Source organism: Mycolicibacterium xanthum (assembly GCF_019710635.1).
GTDB lineage: Bacteria > Actinomycetota > Actinomycetes > Mycobacteriales > Mycobacteriaceae > Mycobacterium > Mycobacterium xanthum.
This window is the reverse complement of sequence record NZ_JAIFZS010000084.1, coordinates 1-19,196: the sequence shown is the minus strand read 5'-3', so window position 1 is coordinate 19,196 and position 19,196 is coordinate 1. Positions and strand designations below refer to the sequence as shown.

Genomic DNA, 19,196 nt, shown 5'->3' with positions numbered 1-19,196 from the left:
CGCTAAGGCCATAGGTCATCAGTAAACAATCCGTTGCACAGGGCAATGAACAGGAAAATATACGATACGATGGCACTATGACAGCTGTTCTTCCGGAAGCCGTGCCGAGCGTATCGCCCGACGACGTGCATCGGGTCCTGTCCCGCAGCATCCTCGCTGACGGCCTGGATCTGGTGCTCGACATCGACCGTTCCCGGGGTTCCTACCTCGTGGACGCCCGCACCGGCCACTGCTACCTCGACATGTTCACGTTCTTCGCATCGTCGGCCCTGGGCATGAATCACCCGGCGCTGGCCGACGACGAAGGGTTCCGCGCCGAGCTGGCGGCGGCCGCGCTGAACAAGCCGAGCAACTCCGATTGCTACAGCGTGCCGATGGCGCGTTTCGTCGAGACCTTCGCGCGGGTGCTCGGCCACCCGGACCTGCCGCACCTGTTCTTCGTCGACGGCGGCGCGCTGGCCGTCGAGAACGCGCTGAAGGTCGCGTTCGACTGGAAGAGCCGGCGCAACGAGAGCCGTGGGTTGGATCCCGCGCTGGGCACCAGGGTGCTGCACCTGCGCGGCGCCTTCCACGGCCGCAGCGGCTACACGATGTCGCTGACCAACACCGACCCGACCAAGGTGGCGCGGTTCCCCAAGTTCGACTGGCCGCGCATCGACGCCCCGTACCTGCGCCCGGGTGCCGATATGGATGCCGTGGAGGCCGAGTCGCTGCGGCAGGCCCGCGCCGCGTTCGAGGCCCATCCGCACGACATCGCGTGCTTCATCGCCGAGCCGATCCAGGGTGAGGGTGGCGACCGGCACTTCCGGCCGCAGTTCTTCGCGGCGATGCGCGATCTGTGCGACGAGTTCGACGCGCTGCTGATCTTCGACGAGGTGCAGACCGGCTGCGGGATCACCGGAACCGCCTGGGCCTTCGAGCAATTGGGCGTGGTGCCCGACGTGGTGGCGTTCGGGAAGAAGACGCAGGTGTGCGGGGTGATGGCCGGCGGCCGCGCGCGCGACGGACACAGCAGATCCCGCGTCGACGAGGTCGCCGACAACGTGTTCGCCGTCAGCTCCCGGATCAACTCGACGTGGGGCGGCAACCTGGTCGACATGGTCCGCGCGCGCCGCATCCTGGAGGTCATCGAGTCCGACGACCTGTTCGGCGGGGCCGCTTCGAACGGCCGCTACCTGCTGTCGCGCCTCGACGAACTGGCCCACGAGTTCCCGCACCTGGTCAGCGACGTACGTGGTCGCGGGTTGATGTGCGCGTTCAGCTTGCCCGACGCCGCGCAGCGCGACGCGCTGATCGCCGGGCTGTGGGAGTGCGGGGTGATCATGCTCGGCTCGGGTCCGGACAGTGTGCGCTTCCGGCCGGCGCTGACGGTGTCGCGGGCCGAGATCGACACCGCCGTCGACGCCACGCGGACCGTGCTCAGGACGCTGCGGGCTGGGTGAGCCGGCGGATCGTCGACCGCAGCCGGGGCAGCTCCGCGCCGCCGACCAGCTCGCAGCCGTGCAGCTCGGCGAGTTTGCGTGCGGCCGGGGTGAACTCGTGATTGGTCACCACCATGGTCCTGGTGCAGTCCTGCATGGGTGCGCCGGCCACCACCTCCTGCACGGCGCCGGCGCCGACCGGGCGTGACCGTCGCTTGCACTGGATCGCCAGCCGGTCCGGCCGGTGCCCGACGATGAGGTCGACGCCCCAGTCGCCGGTGATCGACGTCATGATCACCGGAACCCCGGCCGACCGGGCGACGTGGGCGACGTAGTCCTCGAACTCGGTACCGGACATGTCGGTCGCCGCGAGCTCGCGCTCCGAGGGTGTGGCGGCGCCGACGAAGGTCGCCGCGATGAACCGTGGTGCGCCCGCGACGATCGCGGGCGCCAGCACCGCCACCAGCACGCTCCACAACGGGCCGGCCCCGGCCGCATACGCGGTGGCGCCGGCGGCGACGCCGAGCGCGGCGTACACCTTCCACCGGATGCTGGCCACGGCCGAATGGTAGGCCGGGCCGCCGACAACTCCCGAGATTGCGCGGACGTGCCGCGAGATTGCCCGATCTGCCGGGCGGACGTGCCGCGAGATTGCCCGATCTGCTGACGCGGACGTGCCGCGAGATTGCGTGGAGGGTCGTGCCCACGCGTTTTCCACAGCCCGCAGCGCAATTTCGGCGCCACACGCCCCGAGATTGCGGCGACGGTCGTGCCCACGCGTTATCCACAGCCCGCAGCGCAATATCGGCGCCACGCACCCGAATCTGTCGGTCGCGATGGTCAGCATCGCGGCATGCGAGAGGTATTCATCGGCACCGAGGCGCTGGCCCGCGGCCGGCTGACGCGCGCGAGCCTGCGCTGGAACTACCGCCGGCTGTTCCCCGACGTCTACGTGCCGGCCGAGGCCATCCTGACGCTGCGCGAGCGCACCACCGGTGCCTGGCTATGGTCGGGCCGCAACGCCATCGTCACCGGGCGCGCCGCGGCCGCCCTGCATGGCGCGAAGTGGGTCGGCAGGACTGTCCCGATCGAGCTGATCTTTCGGTGTGGCCGGCCGCCGCCGGGCATCGTCGCCCGCAACGAGCGGATCGACGCCGACGAGATCGCCGAGCGCGCCGGCCTGCTGGTGACCACGCCGCAGCGGACCGCCCTCGACCTGGCCCGTCACCTGCCACGCGATCACGCGGTCGCAAGCCTCGACGCCCTGGCACAGGCCACCGACGTCAAGGCCGTCGATGTGCTCGCGCTGGCCCAGCGCTACCCGGGCGCGCGTGGCATCGCGAGGGCGGTCACCGCGCTCAGCCTGATGGACGGGGGTGCGCAGTCGCCGAGAGAGACGTGGTTGCGGCTGATCCTCGTCGACGAGTGGCGCGACCCGGTGCGCACACAGATCAAGGTCGACGACGGCTCACAGACCTCATACCTCGACATGGGCTACGACGAGCCGATGGTCGGCCTGGAGTACGAGGGAGCCCACCACAGTCAGGACCGACTCACCTACGTCAAGGACATCGGCCGGGCCGAGTTCATCGAACGGCAGGGTTGGCACGACATCCGCGTGGTCAGTGAACACTCAGCGGAATTCATCAAGTATCGGGTGGGGCAGGCGTTCGAGCGCCGGGGCTTCCGGCCGAGATTGCGCAGGCGGTCGTGATCGCTCGCTCAGCCACAGCCCCTACCATAATCTCGGCGCCCAACCCCCACACGAAAGGCGCCGCGCGAACGAGGGGCCCAGCCGGCCGGCTGGGCCCCTCGTCGTCACACAGCTACTGGTGCGACTCCTGGCGCTTCTCGGCCGCGGCGGCGCCTGCGCGGGCCGATTCGGCCTCGGCCTCCTTGCGGGCCGCGTCGCGCTGGGCCTCGGCCTTGTCCTGCTGGGCCTTGCCCTCTTCGACCAAGTCGTCGCGACCGGTGACGGTCCCGACGGTCTCCTTGGCCTTGCCCTTCACGTCCTCGACGACACCCTTGATGCCTTCTTCGGGGCCACTGTTCTTCTCGGTCATATTCACCCTCACTGTCGTGTGGATTTCGGACATTCGGTCCCGGACGCCGTCAGACTTCCCGCCGTCGCGGGCCGCTAAACGGGTGACCTGGCTCTCACAAGTGAATGCTGCCCGGCCACAAAGTGATTCGCGCCGTCCCAGGGACGGGTGTTTGGCGGGCACCACCTGCGGGGTACTGCCTTCACACCATGACTAATGCATCGTCACTGCATCATCGGCGCCAGCAACACGAACGTGACCGCGTAGACCGCCGCCACGGTCAGCACCACAGCCGCCAACACCGCGCCGGCGATCAGCAGAACCCGGCGCAACCAGTCCGGTGGGCTGTTTCTCACAGTGTCCACGGAGTTCGGCTACCCGACCGGCATCCACTCCTAACGTTTTCCGCCAGCTATGCCCGGGAGCATCCTTGACCAGCGGTGGGACGGCCTGGGGTAGTGTCGCTGGCAAGTTTCCGGGAGGTCAGATGGCCGATGTCGTGAGTCACAGCAACGGGCAGCGCAGCGCCCGGTCGGTCGAACTCCGGGTGGCCGCCGTGCTGGAGAACCTGGCCGTGCTGCGCACGCTGGTGGCCGCGATCGGCACCTACGAGGACCTCGACTTCGACGCCGTCGCCGATCTACGGCTGGCCGTCGACGAAGCCTGCACCCGGCTGATCCGCTCCGCGGTGCCCAACTCGACGTTGTTGCTGGTGGTCGATCCCCAGCCCGAGGCGCTGATCGTGCACGCGTCCACGACCTGCGACAGTTCGGACATCCTCGCGCCCGGCAGCTTCAGCTGGCACGTGCTGACGTCGCTCACCGACGAGGTCAGCACGTTCGCCGACGGCTCCGCCCCGGCAGACGGCCAGGTGTACGGCATCTCCATGACGACGAGACGAGCGAGTTCGCTGCGGTGACCCGGTCGTCCTCCAGGGGTTCGTCATCGCGATCGAGCTCTGAATACGCGGACGTCGCCGACATGTTCCGCGAGCTGGCCCAGCTCGAGGACGGATCGGCAGCGTTCCAGCGCCAGCGTGACCGCATCGTCGAGCGGTGCCTGCCGCTGGCCGACCACATCGCGCGCCGGTTCGACGGCCGCGGCGAGCCACGCGACGACCTGATGCAGGTGGCGCGGGTCGGCCTGGTCAACGCGGTGATCCGGTTCGACGTCAACGCCGGCTCGGACTTCGTGTCGTTCGCGGTGCCCACGATCATGGGCGAGGTCCGCAGGCACTTCCGCGACAACAGCTGGTCGGTCAAGGTGCCCCGGCGGCTCAAGGAACTGCACCTGCGGCTGGGCGCGGCCACCGCGGATCTCTCGCAGCGGCTGGGACGCGCGCCGACCGCGACCGAGCTGGCCGCCGAGCTGGAGATGGACCGCGACGAGGTGATCGAGGGCCTGGTCGCGGGCAGCTCCTACAACACGCTGTCCATCGACAGCGGGGGCGGCGGCAACGAGGACGCGCCCGCGATCGCCGACACCCTCGGCGACGTCGACGCCAGCCTCGATCAGATCGAGAACCGTGAGGCGCTGCGGCCGCTGCTGGAGTCGCTGCCCGAGCGCGAACGCACCGTGCTGGTGCTGCGGTTCTTCGAGTCGATGACGCAGACTCAGATCGCCGAGCGGGTCGGCATCTCGCAGATGCACGTGTCCCGCCTGCTGGCCAAGTCGCTAGCCAGACTCCGGGACCAGCTGCAGTAGCCGCGGCGGGTCGTCGTGCGTGGCGGCCAGCGCATCGGCGACGTCGGTGCGCACCGGCAACGCCGCATCCGGGTCGCAGATGCGCAGCACCCGCTGCACCGACGGGCCGGACACCAGTGCCCACCGGATCCGGTGTCGCACACACTGCACGTTGAGGGTGTGCAACGCGGAGAACCCGGCGGTGGCGAAGAACGTCAGGCCGGACAGGTCGACGACCAGCCGTTGGGCGTGGCGACGATGACGCAGCACGTAGTCGACGAACTCGGCACCGTTTGCGGCGTCGAGTTCCCCGTGGGCGGCCACCAGCACCGTCCGGTGTTCGGGCCGGCTGGTCTCCAGCAGCGCCGTGCGACAGAAGTACTGGTCCGGGTCCGGTGGACCCGTTGGCAAATCATGCAAATCATGGACGTGAGACACGGCTGACTCCATCAGTCGATAAGTGAATTCGTGCGAGATTCACGTCAAGGTGGGCCCTGCGTCTCAAAGCCTGCGCGGGAATGCAGACCCGCGTGTCGATGACGTTTCCGAGCAGGCTGTGAATTCAACCCACACCCCGACCCTACGCCCGTCCGGTGATCCCGGCCAACGAATGTGAGAGGTTGATGACAACCTCTCAGGGTCGGGGTTGTCAGCTTCGGTGTCGTCGAGTGGGGAGCGTCCAACGGAAAGCGCTGGGGGACAGGAGATGTCGGCGTCGGGTGTGCTGCTGGCCGCGGGGGCCGGCAGCCGCTACGGGATGCCCAAGGTGCTCGCCGACGGCGGTGCGTGGCTGCGGCTGGCGGTGTCGGCGCTGGCCGGCGGTGGCTGCGACGACGTCGTCGTGGTGCTGGGTGCGGCGCTGGTGGACGTGCCCGCGCCAGCACGGGCCGTCGTCGCCGACAGGTGGGCAGAAGGGGTGAGCGCCTCGGTGCGCGCGGGCTTGCAGGCGCTCGGCGACGACGTCGGGTTCGCGGTGCTGACCACCGTCGACACCCCCGATATCGGTGCTGCGGCGGTGCGCCGGGTGTTGGCCGCTGCGCGTGCCGGCGAGTCGGGGCTGGCGCGCGCCTACTACGGCGACCGCCCCGGGCATCCGGTGGTGATCGCCCGCAGACACTGGCCGGCGCTGCTGGCGACGCTGAGCGGCGACAGCGGCGCCGGGCCCTTCCTGCGGGCGCGCGACGACGTCGTCGCGGTGGACTGCGCGGACCTGGGCACCGGGCGCGACGTCGACGAGCGCTGAGCGTGCGGCCGGAGTGCGCCGAAACTGCGCTGACGGTCGCGCATCGCGCTGGGGAACCGCCCTGGACGCAGTCTCGGCGGGCGACATAAGGGGCAACGTAAGCGGTAGTCAGCCCAGCATGGCGTCGGCGAAGCGGGCCACCGCCTGCGCCCCGGCCTGGCCGGCCTGCTCGTGGCCGGCACGCGCGCGCAAGGACAGCGACCGAGTCAGCGGGTCGAGGGTGACCTCGGCGAGCAACTCGCCGGTGGTCGGCTCACACACCGCCCACGAATACAGCGTCCCGGCGGCCCACCGCGCGGCCAGCTGCTCGACGTGGTCCCCACGGTGCTCCCCGAGGTCGGCCAGCGCGGGGCGGTCGTCGACGCGGTCGTCGGCGCGCAGCGCGCGCAGGTACCAGCTGCCTGCGTTGATCTCGACGGGTTCCACCCGGTCAGCCTGCCATGCGACATGGATCGGCCCCGCCGCCGCGGGCTGTCGCCCGGGTGGCGGGGCCGTTCACCCCTCGCTGCCGCACATCCGGTCCAGCAAACAGATCCTTCCGATACGGGCAAACCATATCGAAGTTGGCGACGCGGTGCACCACTTTCGCCGAAGGATCTTTCGCCAGCATCAACGGCAATCCCAGTGTATGTGGGCGGACTGTGCCGACAGCAAGCGGGGCGTTCCGCAGCATTTGAGCTAACACACAGTCGAGAAACGCAGCGGATGCCGCCAACAGCAAACCCGAGGGTCAGTCGCCTTTGATCTCGCAGAGCACGGTGCCCTGCGTGATCGCCGCACCGGGCTCGGCCGAGAGCCCGGTGATGACGCCGTCCTTGTGGGCGGTCACCGGGTTCTCCATCTTCATCGCCTCGAGCACCACGACCAGGTCGCCGGCGGCCACGGTCTGGCCCTCCTCGACGGCGACCTTGACGACGGTTCCCTGCATCGGCGCGGTCACGGCATCGCCGGAGGCTGCGGCCCCGCCGCCGCCGGCCCGCTTACGGGGCTTGGGCTTCTTGCGGATGGCGCCCGACGGCGAAGCCCCGCCGTTGCCGAGGGCCAGGTCGCCGGGCAGCGACACCTCGAGGCGACGGCCGCCGACCTCGACCACCACGGTCTGGCGCGGGATGGTGTCTTCCTCTTCGATCGGATCGCCGCCGGTGAACGGCTCGACGGTGTTGTTCCACTCGGTCTCGATCCAGCGGGTGTGCACGTCGAACGACGAGCCGTCGCCGATGAAGGCCGGGTCGGAGACGACGGCGCGGTGGAACGGGATGACGGTGGCCAGGCCCTCGACGGTGAAATCGTGCAGGGCGCGCCGGGAACGTTCCAGCGCCTCGTCGCGGGTGGCGCCGGTGACGATCAGCTTGGCCAGCATCGAGTCGAACTGTCCGCCGATGACCGAGCCGGTCTCCACGCCGGAGTCCAGCCGGATGCCGGGGCCCTGCGGGGCCTCGAACTTGCTGACCGGTCCGGGCGCGGGCAGGAAGCCGCGGCCGGCGTCCTCGCCGTTGATGCGGAACTCGATCGAGTGCCCACGCGGTGCCGGATCCTCGGTGATGTCGAGGACCTCGCCGTTGGCGATCTTGAACTGCTGGCGGACCAGGTCGATGCCGGCGGTCTCCTCGGTCACCGGATGCTCCACCTGCAGGCGGGTGTTGACCTCGAGGAAGCTGATCAGGCCGTCCTGGCCGACTAGGTACTCGACGGTGCCGGCGCCGTGGTAGCCGGCCTCCTTGCAGATGCGCTTGGCCGACTCGTGGATCTCCTTGCGCTGGGCGTCGGTCAGGAACGGGGCCGGGGCCTCCTCGACCAGCTTCTGGAAGCGCCGCTGCAGCGAGCAGTCGCGGGTGCCCGCGACGACGACGTTGCCGTGCATGTCGGCGATGACCTGGGCCTCGACGTGGCGGGGCTTGTCCAGGTAGCGCTCCACGAAGCACTCGCCGCGGCCGAACGCGGCCACGGCCTCGCGGGTGGCGGACTCGAACAGTTCGGGGATCTCCTCGATGGTGCGGGCCACCTTCATGCCGCGGCCGCCGCCGCCGAACGCCGCCTTGATGGCCACCGGTACGCCGAACTGCTTGGCGAACTCGACGACCTCGTCGGCGTCCTTGACCGGGTCCGGGGTGCCGGGCACCAGCGGCGCCTCGGCGCGCGCGGCGATGTGCCGGGCGGTCACCTTGTCGCCCAGGTCGCGGATCGAGGCCGGGCTGGGCCCGATCCAGATCAGCCCGGCGTCCAGCACGGCCTGCGCGAACTCGGCGTTCTCGCTCAGGAAGCCGTATCCGGGGTGGATGGCGTTGGCGCCCGACTTCGCGGCGGCGTCGAGCAGCTTCTCGAACACCAGATAGGACTCGGCCGAGGTCTGCCCGCCCAGCGCGAAGGCCTCGTCGGCAAGCCGGACGTGCGGCGCATCGGCATCGGGTTCGGCGTAGACCGCCACGCTGGCCAGCCCGGCGTCCCTGGCCGCGCGGATCACCCGGACGGCGATCTCCCCGCGGTTGGCGACGAGGACCTTGGCGATCTTCGAGCTGGCGTGACTGGCCACTGCGCCTCCTGACGGCATGGTTCTCTAAGAGCTTTCTAAAGAAGATATCCCGGGCAGCTTATGCGGCCCAACTCGAGTGTCGGCGAGCCGGTCCCTTACCCGCCGGTAACCCTGCAGGCATCCGACGTGTTGCCGGCCGGGCGGGCGTCGGGGATCCCACTCGGTGTGGCCGGTACGGGCTACGGTGAGGCACACCATGCGGTGCTGGTGGCCTCCTGCTCGCCGGCGGCCCGGCAAGTGAGGGGATCGTGAGCGTTGACGCCTGGGTGACCCTGGCTGTGGTCATCGTCACTCTCGGTGTGCTGATTGTCGACCGATTCAATCCGGTCCTGGTGATGGGCGGAGCGGTCCTGTCGCTGTACGCCTCGGGTGTCATCGATTCCGGGCAGCTGTTGGCAGGCGTGGCCAACAAGTCCGTCGCCATCGTCGCAGCGTTGTACGTACTGGCGGGAGCGGCCGATATCACCGGCGCGTTCGACGGTGTGACGTCGAGACTCCTCGGCGGCGCCGACCGGGCCAAGCCACGCATGGAACTCCTGCGGGTCTGTGGCCCGTCGGCGGGGGTGTCGGCCTTCATCGCGAACACCCCGTTGGTCGCGATGCTGGCTCCGCGGGTGGTTCGCTGGTGTCGCCGAACGGGACGGTCTCCGTCGCTGTATCTGATGCCGCTGAGTTACGCGGTCATCCTCGGCGGGTCGATGACCATGATCGGCACGTCGGTGAACCTGTTCGTCAACGACCTCATCGACTCGGCCGGGCTGGGGAGACTGGGTGTGTTCTCGATCATCGGGATCGGGCTTCCGTTGACGATCGGCTGCGTGCTGCTGATGGTGCTGCTGGGTCCGCGCCTGCTCAGGGACCGCGTCGCTCCGGGTGAAACCCTGGCCGGGACCGAACGCGAGTTCACCGTGGAGATGACCATCGCCGCCAGCAGCCCTCTTGCCGGCGCGACGGTCGCCGAGGCCGGGCTGCGCAACCTCGAGGGAGTGTTCCTGGTCGAAGTGGGACGCGCGGAGCGGGTCATCGCGGCGGTCGGACCCGACGAGCCCCTGGCGGTGGGCGACAGGTTGGTGTTCGTCGGAAACCTTGCGCGGGTGCTGGATCTGCAGAACATGCCGGGACTCACCTCGGCCGAGGCGCGTCACTTCGACGACCTGGCACGAAATCCGCAGCGCCAGTTCGTCGAAGCGGTGATCGGTGCCGGTTCACCGCTGGTCGGGTCCAGTTTGAAGGCAGCGGGCTTCCGTAGCCGATACGGCTCCGCGGTCGTGGCGATTCATCGCGCCAGTCAGCAGCTGTCCGGCAAGCTCGGTGATGTCCGGCTCCGGGCCGGAGACGTGCTGCTGGTGTTGGCGGGCCCCGACTTCCTGCAGCGGTACCGCCAGCACCGCGACTTCGCGGTGGTGGCTCCGCTCAATCAGGACAGGCCGATTCGGCGCGAACACACCAGGGTGGTCGAGCTGAGCATCGCCGCGCTGATCGTGTTGGCCGGCACCGGGCTGATCGATCTGCTGAAGGTGTCGCTGATCATCGTGTTCGCGCTGATCGTCACGAAAGTCGTGACCCTCAACGATGCGCGCCGGTCCATCAACGCCAACGTGCTGCTGCTGATGGCGACCAGCTTCGCCCTGGGGCTTGCCGTCGAGAAGAGTGGCCTGGCGGCTTCGCTGGCCAACGTGGTCGTGAGCGCCGCGGCCCCGCTGGGCGGTTTCGGACTGTTGGCGGCGGTGCTCGCGGCCACCATGGTCGTCACCGAGATGATCTCCAACCTCGCCGCGGCCGCGCTGATGTTTCCCATCGCCGTCGCCGTCGCGGAGCAGGCACACCTGAACGCCATGCCGTTCGCGGTGGTCGTGATCTTCGGGGCGAGCCTGTCGTTCCTGACCCCCATCGGGTATCAGACGAACACGATGGTCTGGGCGATGGGCGGCTACCGGTACATCGACTTCGCGCGCCTGGGAGTGCCGTTGACGCTGCTCGTCCTGGTGGCGACACCGGCGCTGGTGCCGGTCTTCTTCCCGTTCCACTGAGCGACCTGCGCAACAGCGACGTGCGCACCCGCGCAACGGCGACGCGCTCGAACGCGCGCCGTGGCGATGGGGGCCGATCGGCGACGCTCTGATTGCCGGTATAGTGGATTGAGATTTTGTTCAATCCATCAAGCCCCGGGTCGGTCCGACCCGCCGAGTGAAGGCGGCCACGTGGTACACGGTTTCCTGGTCGGCGCCGAGCGCCCGCTCTACGAGATCAAGGCCAACCTGTTCAAGGCGCTGGCGCATCCCGCGCGGATCCGGGTGCTCGAGATCCTGTCGGCGAGCGGGGGACCCACGCCCGTCAGCGAGATCCTCAAGCAGACCGAGCTGGAGCCGACCCTGCTGTCGCAGCACCTGGCGGTGCTGCGGCGCCACCACGTGGTCAGCGCCGAGCGGACCGGCAACGCCGTCTACTACCAGCTCGCCCATCCCAAGATCTCGGAGCTGCTGGTGATCGCGCGCACCTTCCTGGCCGACACGCTGGCCGCCCAGCGTGACCGGCTCGACGCGCTGCCGTCGCTGCCGCCGGTGGAATCGCCGCGATGAGCGCGATCGGAAATCTGCTGCCGCGACGCAGCGACTACGCCGAGTTGCCGCGCTCGTGGCGGCGCGACCTGATGGCCGGCGTCACCGTCGGGGTCGTCGCGTTGCCGCTGGCGTTGGCGTTCGGCATCAGCTCGGGCGCCGGCGCGGCCGCCGGCCTGATCACGGCGGTGGTCGCGGGCCTGGTGGCCGCGGTGTTCGGCGGGTCGCACGTGCAGGTGTCGGGGCCGACGGGTGCGATGGCGGTGGTGCTGGCGCCGATCGTGGCCCAGTACGGGCTGGGCAGCCTGGCGCTGGTCACCGTGCTGGCCGGGGTGATCGTGGTGGTGTCGGGCGTGACGGGCCTGGGGCGGGCGGTGACGTTCATCCCGTGGCCGGTGATCGAGGGGTTCACGCTCGGCATCGCCGCGATCATCTTTCTGCAGCAGGTGCCCGCGGCGTTCGGGCAGCCGACGCCGGAGGGCCAGCGGCCGATCGTCGCCGCGGTGTCGACGGTCCTGCACGCCACGCCCGGTCCGGCGTTGCTCGTCGTGGCGCTCGTGGTGGTCCTGATGCTCGGGCTGCCGCGGCTGCACCGCGCCATCCCCGAGTCGCTGGCCGCCGTCGTGGCCGCCACGGTGGTCGTGGTCGCCGTCGGTCTGCCCGTCGCGCGGATCGGGGAGCTGCCGTCGCATCTGCCGGTTCCGGCGCTGCCGCACGCGGATCTGGGCGCGTTGCGGACACTGCTCGGTGCGGCGCTGGCGATCGCGGCGCTGGCCGCGATCGAATCGCTGTTGTCGGCCCGCGTGGCGGCCACCATGTCGCCGACCGGGCCGTATGACCCGAACCGGGAACTGGTCGGGCAGGGGCTGGCCTCGGTGGCGTCCGGTCTGTTCGGCGGGATGCCCGCCACCGGTGCGATCGCCCGCACCGCGGTCAACGTCCGGTCGGGGGCGCGCACCCGGATGTCGGCGATCGTGCACGCGCTGGTGCTGCTGGCGGTGGTCTACCTGGCCAGCGCACCCGTTTCGGCGATCCCGCTGGCCGCGTTGTCGGCGGTGCTGATGGTGACCGCGGTGCGGATGGTGCCGTGGCGCACCATCCCCAAGATCATGACGTCGACGCGCTCGGATGCGTTGACGTTCGCGCTGACCGCCGTGGTGACGATCGGTTTCGACCTGATCGAGGCGGTGGAGATCGGCATCGTGGTGGCCGCGGTGTTCGCGCTGCGCACCGTCGCGCGGCGCAGCAGCGTCACCCGCGAGGAACTGCCCGGGCCCGCGCAACCGGGTGACGAGAGGATCGCGCTGCTGCGCCTGGACGGCGCGATGTTCTTCGGTGCCGCCGAACGCATCTCGAGCACGATCGTCGACGCCGAGCATCCGGACGTGGCGGTGGTGATCATCCGGATGTCTCAGCTGGGGATGCTCGACGCGACCGGGGCGCACACGCTGGCACGGATCGCCGAGGAACTCGAGTCACGCGGCATCACGGTGATCATCAAGGGTGTTCGGCCCGAACACAAAGCATTGCTCGAGAATGTCGGCGTGATGGAGTCGCTGCGCCACGAGAACCATCTGATGGACTCGCTCGACGAGGCGATCGCGCATGCCCGAAGCCACGTCACGCAGCCCGCGTGAGCGGGCGGGTCTAGCGCAGCCCGCCCTGGATCCCGGTGGACCAGCCGCCGCGGAAGCCACGGGCACGGGTGCCGGGCACCGCCATCAGGGAGTCCCGGACTTCGCCCTCGCCGCGCACCTCGAGGATGTCGCTGCCGCGGACCTCGCCGAAGGTGGCATTGCGCTTCACGCTGTCGGCCTGGTCGCTTGTCACCCGCGGGTTGGGCCCGATCTCGTTGACGTCCGCGCCGGCGGTGCCGCTGAGGGCGACCGCACCGGCTGCCGCGGCCAGCACGGCGATGCCGATCATGCCCAGTTTGGTGAACGGACGTGTGGTCATTGTGGAGGCCCTCCCCGGCTCGGTGTCGTCGGTCAGCTGTCTATCGGTCGACGGATTGCTGAACGTTACGGGATCACCGCAACCGACGCTTGATGCGGGTCAGCATCGCCGACATGCCGCGCAGCCGCAGCGGGCTGATCAGCGCCGCCAGGCCCAGCTCGGAGTAGAAATCGTCGGGCACGGCCAGGATGTCGTCGGCCGAACCGCCGTCCAGCCCGGCGGCCAGGATCGCGGCGAACCCACGGGTCGTCGGGGCCTCGGCCGGGGCGCTGAAGAACAGCCGGACGTGCTCGCGGTCGGAGGCGTCGACGTGTAGGAACAGCGGCGACTGGCATTCGGGTACCGGTTCCATTGCCGCCTCCTCGAGGTCGGCGGGCAGTTCCGGCAGCTCCCCGGCGAACTCGAGCAGCAGTGCCAGCTTGTCCTGGCCCTGCACCTCGGAGAAGTCGAAGACCACCTCGGCCAGCGCGGCCGGCATCGCGCTCACCCGGGCGCGTCTCCGGGCTGCTCGCCGGCCACCACCGGAACCCGCACCGCGTTGCCCCACTCGGTCCAGGAGCCGTCGTAGTTGCGCACGCCGGGCATGCCGAGCAGGTGGGTCAGCACGAACCAGGTGTGGCTGGAGCGCTCGCCGATCCGGCAGTACACCACGGTTTCGTCGCCGGGCTTGAGGAACCCGTAGAGCTCGTCGAGTTCGGCGCGGGAGCGGAACTTGCCGTTGTCCAGTGCGGCCTTGGCCCACGGGATCGACACCGCGGTCGGGATGTGGCCGCCGCGCAGCGCACCCTCTTCGGGGTAGTCGGGCATGTGGGTGCGCTCGCCGGTGTACTCCTGCGGGGAGCGCACGTCGATCAGCGGTTGCTTGCCCAGGATCGCCAGTACGTCGTCCTTGAACGCGCGGATCGGGCCGTCGTTGCGTTCGACGACGGGGTAGCCGGTGGTCTGCTTGGACGGCACGTCCAGCGTGGTGTCGCGGGCGTCGGAGATCCACAGGCTGCGTCCGCCGTCGAGCAGCCGCACATCGGGGTGGCCGAACAGGGTGAACACCCACAGCGCGTAGGCGGCCCACCAGTTGCTCTTGTCGCCGTAGATGACGACGGTGTCGTCGCGGGAGATGCCCTTGCGGTTCATCAGCTCGGCGAACTGCTCACCGGTGATGTAGTCGCGCACGTGCGGGTTGTTGAGGTCGGTGTGCCAGTCGATCTTCACCGCGCCGGGGATGTGGCCGGTGTCGTAGAGCAGCACGTCCTCGTCGGACTCGACGATGGCCAGGCCCGGGCGGCCCAGGTTTCCGGACAGCCAGTCGGCGGTGACCAGCCGTTCGGGGTGGGCATAGGACTTCAGGGCGGGGCTGGGATCAGCGGGTAGCGGCACGTGCCCAGCCTAGTGGGATTCACAGGCTCGGGGGCCCGGTGGGGGGCCGCCCCGGCCGGCTGCGTGCCTGCTTGGTGGTTCCTGTTGATTCGCTTGGGATCTCAGCGGCCGGTCTGGAGCGCCCATAGCGTTGTTGGCAGTAGCTCGCTGAGATCAAAGGATTGACGATGAACAAGCGCATCATCGCGACGGTGTCGGCCATGTGTGCCGTCTCGGCGGGAAGCCTGCTGACCGCAACCCCGGCGTCGGCGAACCGGGACACCGGCGTCGCCGGCAACCCCAACCCCCCTTCGGCCTGGGTGATGCCCGACCTGAAGGGGATGGTCCTGTTCCCGGCGATCAAATCCGTCCTCGCGGTCACCGGCGGGGAACAGGTGAAGATCAAGCCCGTCGCCACCGGCGACCGCGCGGTGATCAACCAGGAGGACTGGCTGGTCTGCGCGCAGTCCCCGGGCCCGGGGAAGGTCTTCACGGCGAAGAACACCATCACGTTGAAGGTGGAGCGGTCCAAACAGGCCAGCTGCCCGTAGCGGTCGCCGGCGGGTGCGCGCATTCGGTGCACCGCGTCGACCGCGGGCTTCGTCGAGTGCTCGGCCTCTGAACACAAGTCGAAGCATTCTGAAACCGCCGGCCCCGTCGAATGAATATCGCCGTGTCGGCCACCGGATGCACGCACGACCGGAGCCAAGCTTCGGCGAATACACCTGGCCCGCGAGGCTAGAGACCAGATCGACGCCAGGGTGCATTCCCGTCCTGCGTCGCCGCCGCGGGAGGTCGTCGGTGCGGGCAGCCGGACCTGAGCGCTCCGCGGGGGGTGTGTGTCGTTCCCGAACTGCGATGTCGTGGGTGATATCGGAATTGCGGACCGGTTACCCGGCCCACTCGGGGCCCAGCCGCCGCCGTGGCCGGCATTGCGTCCAGGGCTGCGATCCGGCGGGCCGAAACACCAACCACCGCAATTTCGGCGGCGGCGAAGCTGGACAATGTGGTGGACAAACCTGGGCTACATCCCGGGCGGGAAGGGGCGGTGATGCTGGAGGCCACCGAACTCGTTGCCGGATACCGGGACCGGTCCATCTCCCCGGTGGAGGCCACCCGGGCCGCGCTGGACGCGATCGACGCCTACGACCCGGCGGTCAACGCGTTCGTGCTGGTCGACGCCGACGGGGCGCTGGCCGCGGCCAAGGAGTCCGAGGCCCGCTGGCACGCCGGGGCACCGCTGGGCACCGGCGACGGCGTGCCGGTCTCGATCAAGGACGTGTTCCTGACCCGCGGCTGGCCGACGCTGCGCGGCAGCGCGCTGATCGACCCGGCCGGCCCGTGGGACGAGGACGCCCCGTGCGTGGCGCGACTGCGGGAGACCGGCGCGGTCATCCTCGGCAAGACCACCTGCCCGGAGTACGCGTGGAAGGGTGTCACCGACTCACTGACCTACGGCCCGACCGGCAACCCGTGGGACCCGGCGATGACCTCCGGCGGGTCCAGCGGCGGCAGCGCGGCGGCGGTCGGGCTGGGCATGGGGCCGTGGTCGGTCGGCACCGACGGCGGCGGCTCGGTGCGGATCCCGGCCGGGTTCACCGGCACCGTCGCGCTCAAGCCGACCTTCGGGCTGGTGCCGCACTATCCGCCGAGCCCCTTTGGGACGTTGGCGCATTCGGGCCCGATGACGCGCACCGTGCGCGACGCCGCGGCGCTGATGGATGTGCTGACCGGGTTCGACGCCCGGGACTGGTCGGCGATGCCGACACTGGAGGGCTCGTTCCTCGACGGCCTGCACGCCGGGGTGGCCGGGCTGCGGATCGCGTACTCCCCGGACCTGGGCTACGTGCGCAACGACGCCGACGTCGACGCCGCGGTGCGCGCCGCGGCCGAGGTGCTGGCCGGGGCGGGCGCGCACGTCGAGGAGGTCAACCCGGGGTTCGCCGACCCGGTGGAGGCGTTCCACGTGCTGTGGTTCTCCGGGGAGGCCAAGATGCTGCAACCGTACGGCGACCTGGACGACCTGGACGGCCGGGTCGACGCCGGGCTGCTGCGCACCGCGCGGGCCGGGGCGACGTTCACCGCGTCGAACTACTTGGACGCCATCGCCGTTCGGGTGGCGCTGGGCCAGCTGATGGGACGGTTGCACCAGAGCTATGACGTGCTGCTGACCCCGACGCTGCCGCTGCCGGCGTTCCCGGCCGGCCGCGACGTGCCCGAGGGCTGGACGTCGCCGGACTGGACCAGCTGGACGCCCTACACCTATCCGTTCAACATGACCCAGCAGCCCGCGCTGAGCGTGCCGTGCGGGTTCACCGGCTCCGGGTTGCCGGTCGGGCTGCAGATCGTCGGTGCGCGGCACGCCGACGATGTGGTGCTGCGGGTGGGCCAGACCTATCAGGCGGCCACCAACTGGCATCACCGCACGCCCGCACTGATCACCGAGGAGGATCCGCAGTGAGCAGACTGATCACCGTCTCGTTGGACAAGCGGGGGGTCAGCTGCACCGCGCGGCTGCTCGACGAGCAGGCGCCGCGTACCTGCACGGCGGTGTGGAATGCGCTGTCCGATGGACGCGCGCTGTCGTTCCAGGTGTTTCACGGTAAGTACGCCCGAAACGAGATCTACACGCTGCTGCCGGCGTTCGCCGCCGACCCGGGCAGGGAGAACACCACGGTGACACCGATCCCGGGGGATCTGTGCTGGTTCTCGTTCGACTCCGACGACCTCGGCAACCCGGCCTACGGGTATGAGAACTCCACCGGTACCGGCACCACCGGCGCGATCGTCGATCTGGCGCTGTTCTACGGCCGCAACAACCTGTTGATCAACGGTGACCAGGGCTGGGTGCCCGGCAACGTGTTCGGCGCCGTCACCGAGGGCCTGGAGGAGATGGCCGCGGCGTGTCAGGACCTGTGGATGGGCGGCGTGCGCGGCGAAACGCTGACGTTTGCGCGCGCCTGAGCGCGTCGAACCGCGCCCAGCAAAGCGGTCGTGAGCGGATCGTTACCTGGGCGGACCGTCAACCTTGTTAGTGTTCGACAGGGGACACAACGACGTGGAGGGGACGACGATGCGCAGCCAGATCATTGCTGCGACGGTGACGACGATGGCGGTCTCGGCCGGGATGATCGGATTCGCGGGACCCGCGACGGCGGCGCAAGACGGAAACGCGGGCCCGTGGGTCATGCCGGACGTGCGGACCGAAACGCTGTCCCGGGCGATCAACTCGGTCCTGGACGTGACAGGCGACGTGGATCTGGATCTGCGGATTCTGAACAGGAAGAACACGCAGCAGGTCATCAACTACACCAACTGGGAAGTGTGCGCCCAGTCGCCCCGGGGTGGTTCGGAGATCTCGCAGAAGACGATGCGGGTCATCCTTGCGGTCCGACGCCCGGGCACCCGCGGCTGCTAGCCGTCCGCTAGCCGCGACCAGTGTCCTCGCGCGGTGATTTCGGCGCCGTTCGAGCGGCGTGGGATGGATCTTCTTTGCCCATCACATTCGTTGCGCTGTCTTGCCCGTTAGTGATGTGCTCAGTGCTCCCGGCCGCGGGTGGGTGATCAAACCGGTATCCGACGTCGCTGAGTTGCCTTCCGGCGCGCGCGGTATCAGCGATGGCCTAGTCTCGTGGCGTATCACATTTACCTGGGTAAAGTGGTCATATGTAACGTCTCGGCAAATCACAGCGCGCGCGTCTGGTGGCGGTGACTTCAAGCCGTCTGCATCGTTTCGGTCTTGTGGCCGGCACATGGTGCTGGCCACATTCCATACGAGATTTGCTGGGCAACGGCCTCGGTATTATGTTTCCGATTGACAGGCACACCGGCGCGTGCGATGCTTCCAGCACGTGAGCTGTAACCGGATCAACATCGAACAGGGTGGGAAACTATGTCGACAATGACAACAAACTTCTCTGCATTGGGCACCAAGGTCAAGGTCGGCGCGGCGGCCGCTGCGCTCGCAACCGGCGCGGCTCTGACGCCGGCTGTTGCCGCCAATGCGGATATTGCCGTGCCGATGCCGAGCGCGCCGGCGATGTCGGACATCATGGCGGCACCGGTCCTGACCTCGGTCGGCGTTGCTGCGAATTCGTGGTTCTGCTTCGGCCCCGTTCAGAATTGCGGCCACAGGAACGTCTACCTTTCATTCCAGCCCTTGGTGCTTATTCCCGGCCTCCTGCAACCATTCTTCGGCTGGTTGGCGGCAATCAACTTCGAGGCCTGCGCTTTCGGGGTGTCGGTCGCGGCCTACAACGGCTCCTTCACGGCGGCTATCGGCCAGGGCTGCTAGTCCCATCTACCAAACGCAGTAGGGACTGCCACCACGTGGTGGCAGTCCCTACTGCGTTTCAGGGTCGGGCTTTGGTATCGGCGCGCGGCGGCTACTGCTTCCAGAGGTCTGTCACT

22 protein-coding genes are annotated in these 19,196 nt (G+C 69.2%); 13 read left to right on the top strand and 9 right to left on the bottom strand.

All coding sequences use genetic code 11. The features are described 5' to 3' along the window. Nucleotides 1–77: 77 nt before the first annotated feature. Nucleotides 78–1,442 (top strand): L-lysine 6-transaminase, encoded by a 1,365-nt coding sequence (gene lat / locus JDV09_RS24705; RefSeq protein ID WP_221371780.1) that lies wholly within the window; start codon nt 78–80, stop codon nt 1,440–1,442. Here the strand turns inward: lat and JDV09_RS27025 are convergent. Further along, complete coding sequence (locus tag JDV09_RS27025) at nt 1,420–1,980, bottom strand: restriction endonuclease (protein ID WP_308124237.1); 561 nt, start codon at nt 1,978–1,980, stop codon at nt 1,420–1,422. The two genes, lat and JDV09_RS27025, sit on opposite strands and share 23 nt — an antisense overlap. A gap of 294 nt (nt 1,981–2,274) precedes the next feature. On the opposite strand from JDV09_RS27025, the gene JDV09_RS24695 reads away from it, so the two are divergent. Then, nucleotides 2,275–3,135 (top strand): type IV toxin-antitoxin system AbiEi family antitoxin, encoded by an 861-nt coding sequence (locus JDV09_RS24695; RefSeq protein WP_221371778.1) that lies wholly within the window; start codon nt 2,275–2,277, stop codon nt 3,133–3,135. 112 nt (nt 3,136–3,247) lie between these two features. Here the strand turns inward: JDV09_RS24695 and mbp1 are convergent, their stop codons facing one another. Continuing rightward, complete coding sequence (gene mbp1, locus JDV09_RS24690) at nt 3,248–3,484, bottom strand: microaggregate-binding protein 1 (RefSeq protein WP_221371777.1); 237 nt, start codon at nt 3,482–3,484, stop codon at nt 3,248–3,250. 203 nt (nt 3,485–3,687) lie between these two features. Beyond that, nucleotides 3,688–3,828 (bottom strand): hypothetical protein, encoded by a 141-nt coding sequence (locus JDV09_RS24685; RefSeq protein WP_221371776.1) that lies wholly within the window; start codon nt 3,826–3,828, stop codon nt 3,688–3,690. A gap of 122 nt (nt 3,829–3,950) precedes the next feature. Here JDV09_RS24685 and JDV09_RS24680 point away from each other — a divergent pair, with 122 nt between their 5' ends. Together JDV09_RS24680 and JDV09_RS24675 are read left to right on the top strand one after the other, a co-directional pair. Further along, complete coding sequence (locus JDV09_RS24680) at nt 3,951–4,382, top strand: anti-sigma factor (protein ID WP_221371775.1); 432 nt, start codon at nt 3,951–3,953, stop codon at nt 4,380–4,382. A gap of 62 nt (nt 4,383–4,444) precedes the next feature. Then, nucleotides 4,445–5,167: an RNA polymerase sigma factor SigF gene (locus tag JDV09_RS24675; protein ID WP_255605969.1), complete on the top strand. Its 723-nt coding sequence runs from the start codon at nt 4,445–4,447 to the stop codon at nt 5,165–5,167. Here the strand turns inward: JDV09_RS24675 and JDV09_RS24670 are convergent. Continuing rightward, entirely contained in the window at nt 5,138–5,557 is a 420-nt protein-coding gene (locus JDV09_RS24670) for an STAS domain-containing protein (protein WP_255605968.1), read from the bottom strand. The genes JDV09_RS24675 and JDV09_RS24670 overlap by 30 nt on opposite strands. A 295-nt stretch (nt 5,558–5,852) precedes the next feature. Between JDV09_RS24670 and JDV09_RS24665 the strand changes: the two genes are divergently transcribed. Then, complete coding sequence (locus tag JDV09_RS24665; RefSeq protein WP_221371772.1) at nt 5,853–6,389, top strand: nucleotidyltransferase family protein; 537 nt, start codon at nt 5,853–5,855, stop codon at nt 6,387–6,389. Nucleotides 6,390–6,497: 108 nt separating this feature from the next. On the opposite strand, the gene JDV09_RS24660 is transcribed toward JDV09_RS24665, so the two are convergent. Then, nucleotides 6,498–6,815 carry a hypothetical protein gene (locus tag JDV09_RS24660; RefSeq protein ID WP_221371771.1) on the bottom strand — a complete coding sequence of 106 codons (318 nt, stop codon included), beginning with the start codon at nt 6,813–6,815 and terminating at the stop codon, nt 6,498–6,500. 304 nt (nt 6,816–7,119) lie between these two features. Further along, nucleotides 7,120–8,919, bottom strand: a complete 1,800-nt coding sequence (locus JDV09_RS24655; RefSeq protein WP_221371770.1) for an acetyl-CoA carboxylase biotin carboxylase subunit — start codon at nt 8,917–8,919, stop codon at nt 7,120–7,122. A 248-nt stretch (nt 8,920–9,167) separates the two neighbouring features. Here JDV09_RS24655 and JDV09_RS24650 point away from each other — a divergent pair, with 248 nt between their 5' ends. From JDV09_RS24650 to JDV09_RS24640, 3 genes are all read left to right on the top strand, one after another. Next, entirely contained in the window at nt 9,168–10,949 is a 1,782-nt protein-coding gene (locus tag JDV09_RS24650; protein WP_221371769.1) for an SLC13 family permease, read from the top strand. Nucleotides 10,950–11,120: 171 nt separating this feature from the next. Continuing rightward, nucleotides 11,121–11,498, top strand: a complete 378-nt coding sequence (locus JDV09_RS24645) for an ArsR/SmtB family transcription factor (protein WP_308124236.1) — start codon at nt 11,121–11,123, stop codon at nt 11,496–11,498. Next, on the top strand, nt 11,495–13,114 hold the full coding sequence (locus tag JDV09_RS24640) for a SulP family inorganic anion transporter (RefSeq protein ID WP_221371768.1): 1,620 nt from the start codon (nt 11,495–11,497) through the stop codon (nt 13,112–13,114). The genes JDV09_RS24645 and JDV09_RS24640 overlap by 4 nt, the downstream gene beginning before the upstream one ends. A 10-nt stretch (nt 13,115–13,124) precedes the next feature. On the opposite strand, the gene JDV09_RS24635 is transcribed toward JDV09_RS24640, so the two are convergent. The 3 genes from JDV09_RS24635 to JDV09_RS24625 all read right to left on the bottom strand — a co-directional run bounded on the left by JDV09_RS24635 (nt 13,125) and on the right by JDV09_RS24625 (nt 14,807). Continuing rightward, nucleotides 13,125–13,433, bottom strand: a complete 309-nt coding sequence (locus tag JDV09_RS24635) for a hypothetical protein (RefSeq protein ID WP_221371767.1) — start codon at nt 13,431–13,433, stop codon at nt 13,125–13,127. Nucleotides 13,434–13,506: 73 nt separating this feature from the next. Then, nucleotides 13,507–13,911 carry a SufE family protein gene (locus tag JDV09_RS24630; RefSeq protein WP_221371789.1) on the bottom strand — a complete coding sequence of 135 codons (405 nt, stop codon included), beginning with the start codon at nt 13,909–13,911 and terminating at the stop codon, nt 13,507–13,509. Nucleotides 13,912–13,916: 5 nt separating this feature from the next. Continuing rightward, the gene (locus tag JDV09_RS24625; protein ID WP_221371766.1) at nt 13,917–14,807 is read right to left on the bottom strand and encodes a sulfurtransferase; all 891 of its coding nucleotides are present in this window, start codon (nt 14,805–14,807) and stop codon (nt 13,917–13,919) included. A gap of 167 nt (nt 14,808–14,974) precedes the next feature. On the opposite strand from JDV09_RS24625, the gene JDV09_RS24620 reads away from it, so the two are divergent. The 5 genes from JDV09_RS24620 to JDV09_RS24600 all read left to right on the top strand — a co-directional run bounded on the left by JDV09_RS24620 (nt 14,975) and on the right by JDV09_RS24600 (nt 19,080). After that, nucleotides 14,975–15,337 (top strand): hypothetical protein, encoded by a 363-nt coding sequence (locus JDV09_RS24620; protein ID WP_221371765.1) that lies wholly within the window; start codon nt 14,975–14,977, stop codon nt 15,335–15,337. 500 nt (nt 15,338–15,837) lie between these two features. Next, nucleotides 15,838–17,247, top strand: coding sequence for an amidase (locus tag JDV09_RS24615; protein ID WP_221371788.1), 1,410 nt, complete (start codon nt 15,838–15,840; stop codon nt 17,245–17,247). Next, on the top strand, nt 17,244–17,750 hold the full coding sequence (locus JDV09_RS24610) for a DUF3830 family protein (RefSeq protein WP_221371764.1): 507 nt from the start codon (nt 17,244–17,246) through the stop codon (nt 17,748–17,750). The genes JDV09_RS24615 and JDV09_RS24610 overlap by 4 nt, the downstream gene beginning before the upstream one ends. A gap of 70 nt (nt 17,751–17,820) precedes the next feature. After that, a complete protein-coding gene (locus JDV09_RS24605; protein ID WP_221371763.1) occupies nt 17,821–18,204 on the top strand; it encodes a hypothetical protein in 384 nt (127 codons plus the stop codon). 483 nt (nt 18,205–18,687) lie between these two features. Beyond that, nucleotides 18,688–19,080, top strand: a complete 393-nt coding sequence (locus JDV09_RS24600) for a hypothetical protein (protein ID WP_255605965.1) — start codon at nt 18,688–18,690, stop codon at nt 19,078–19,080. The last annotated feature ends 116 nt before the right edge of the window (nt 19,081–19,196 follow it).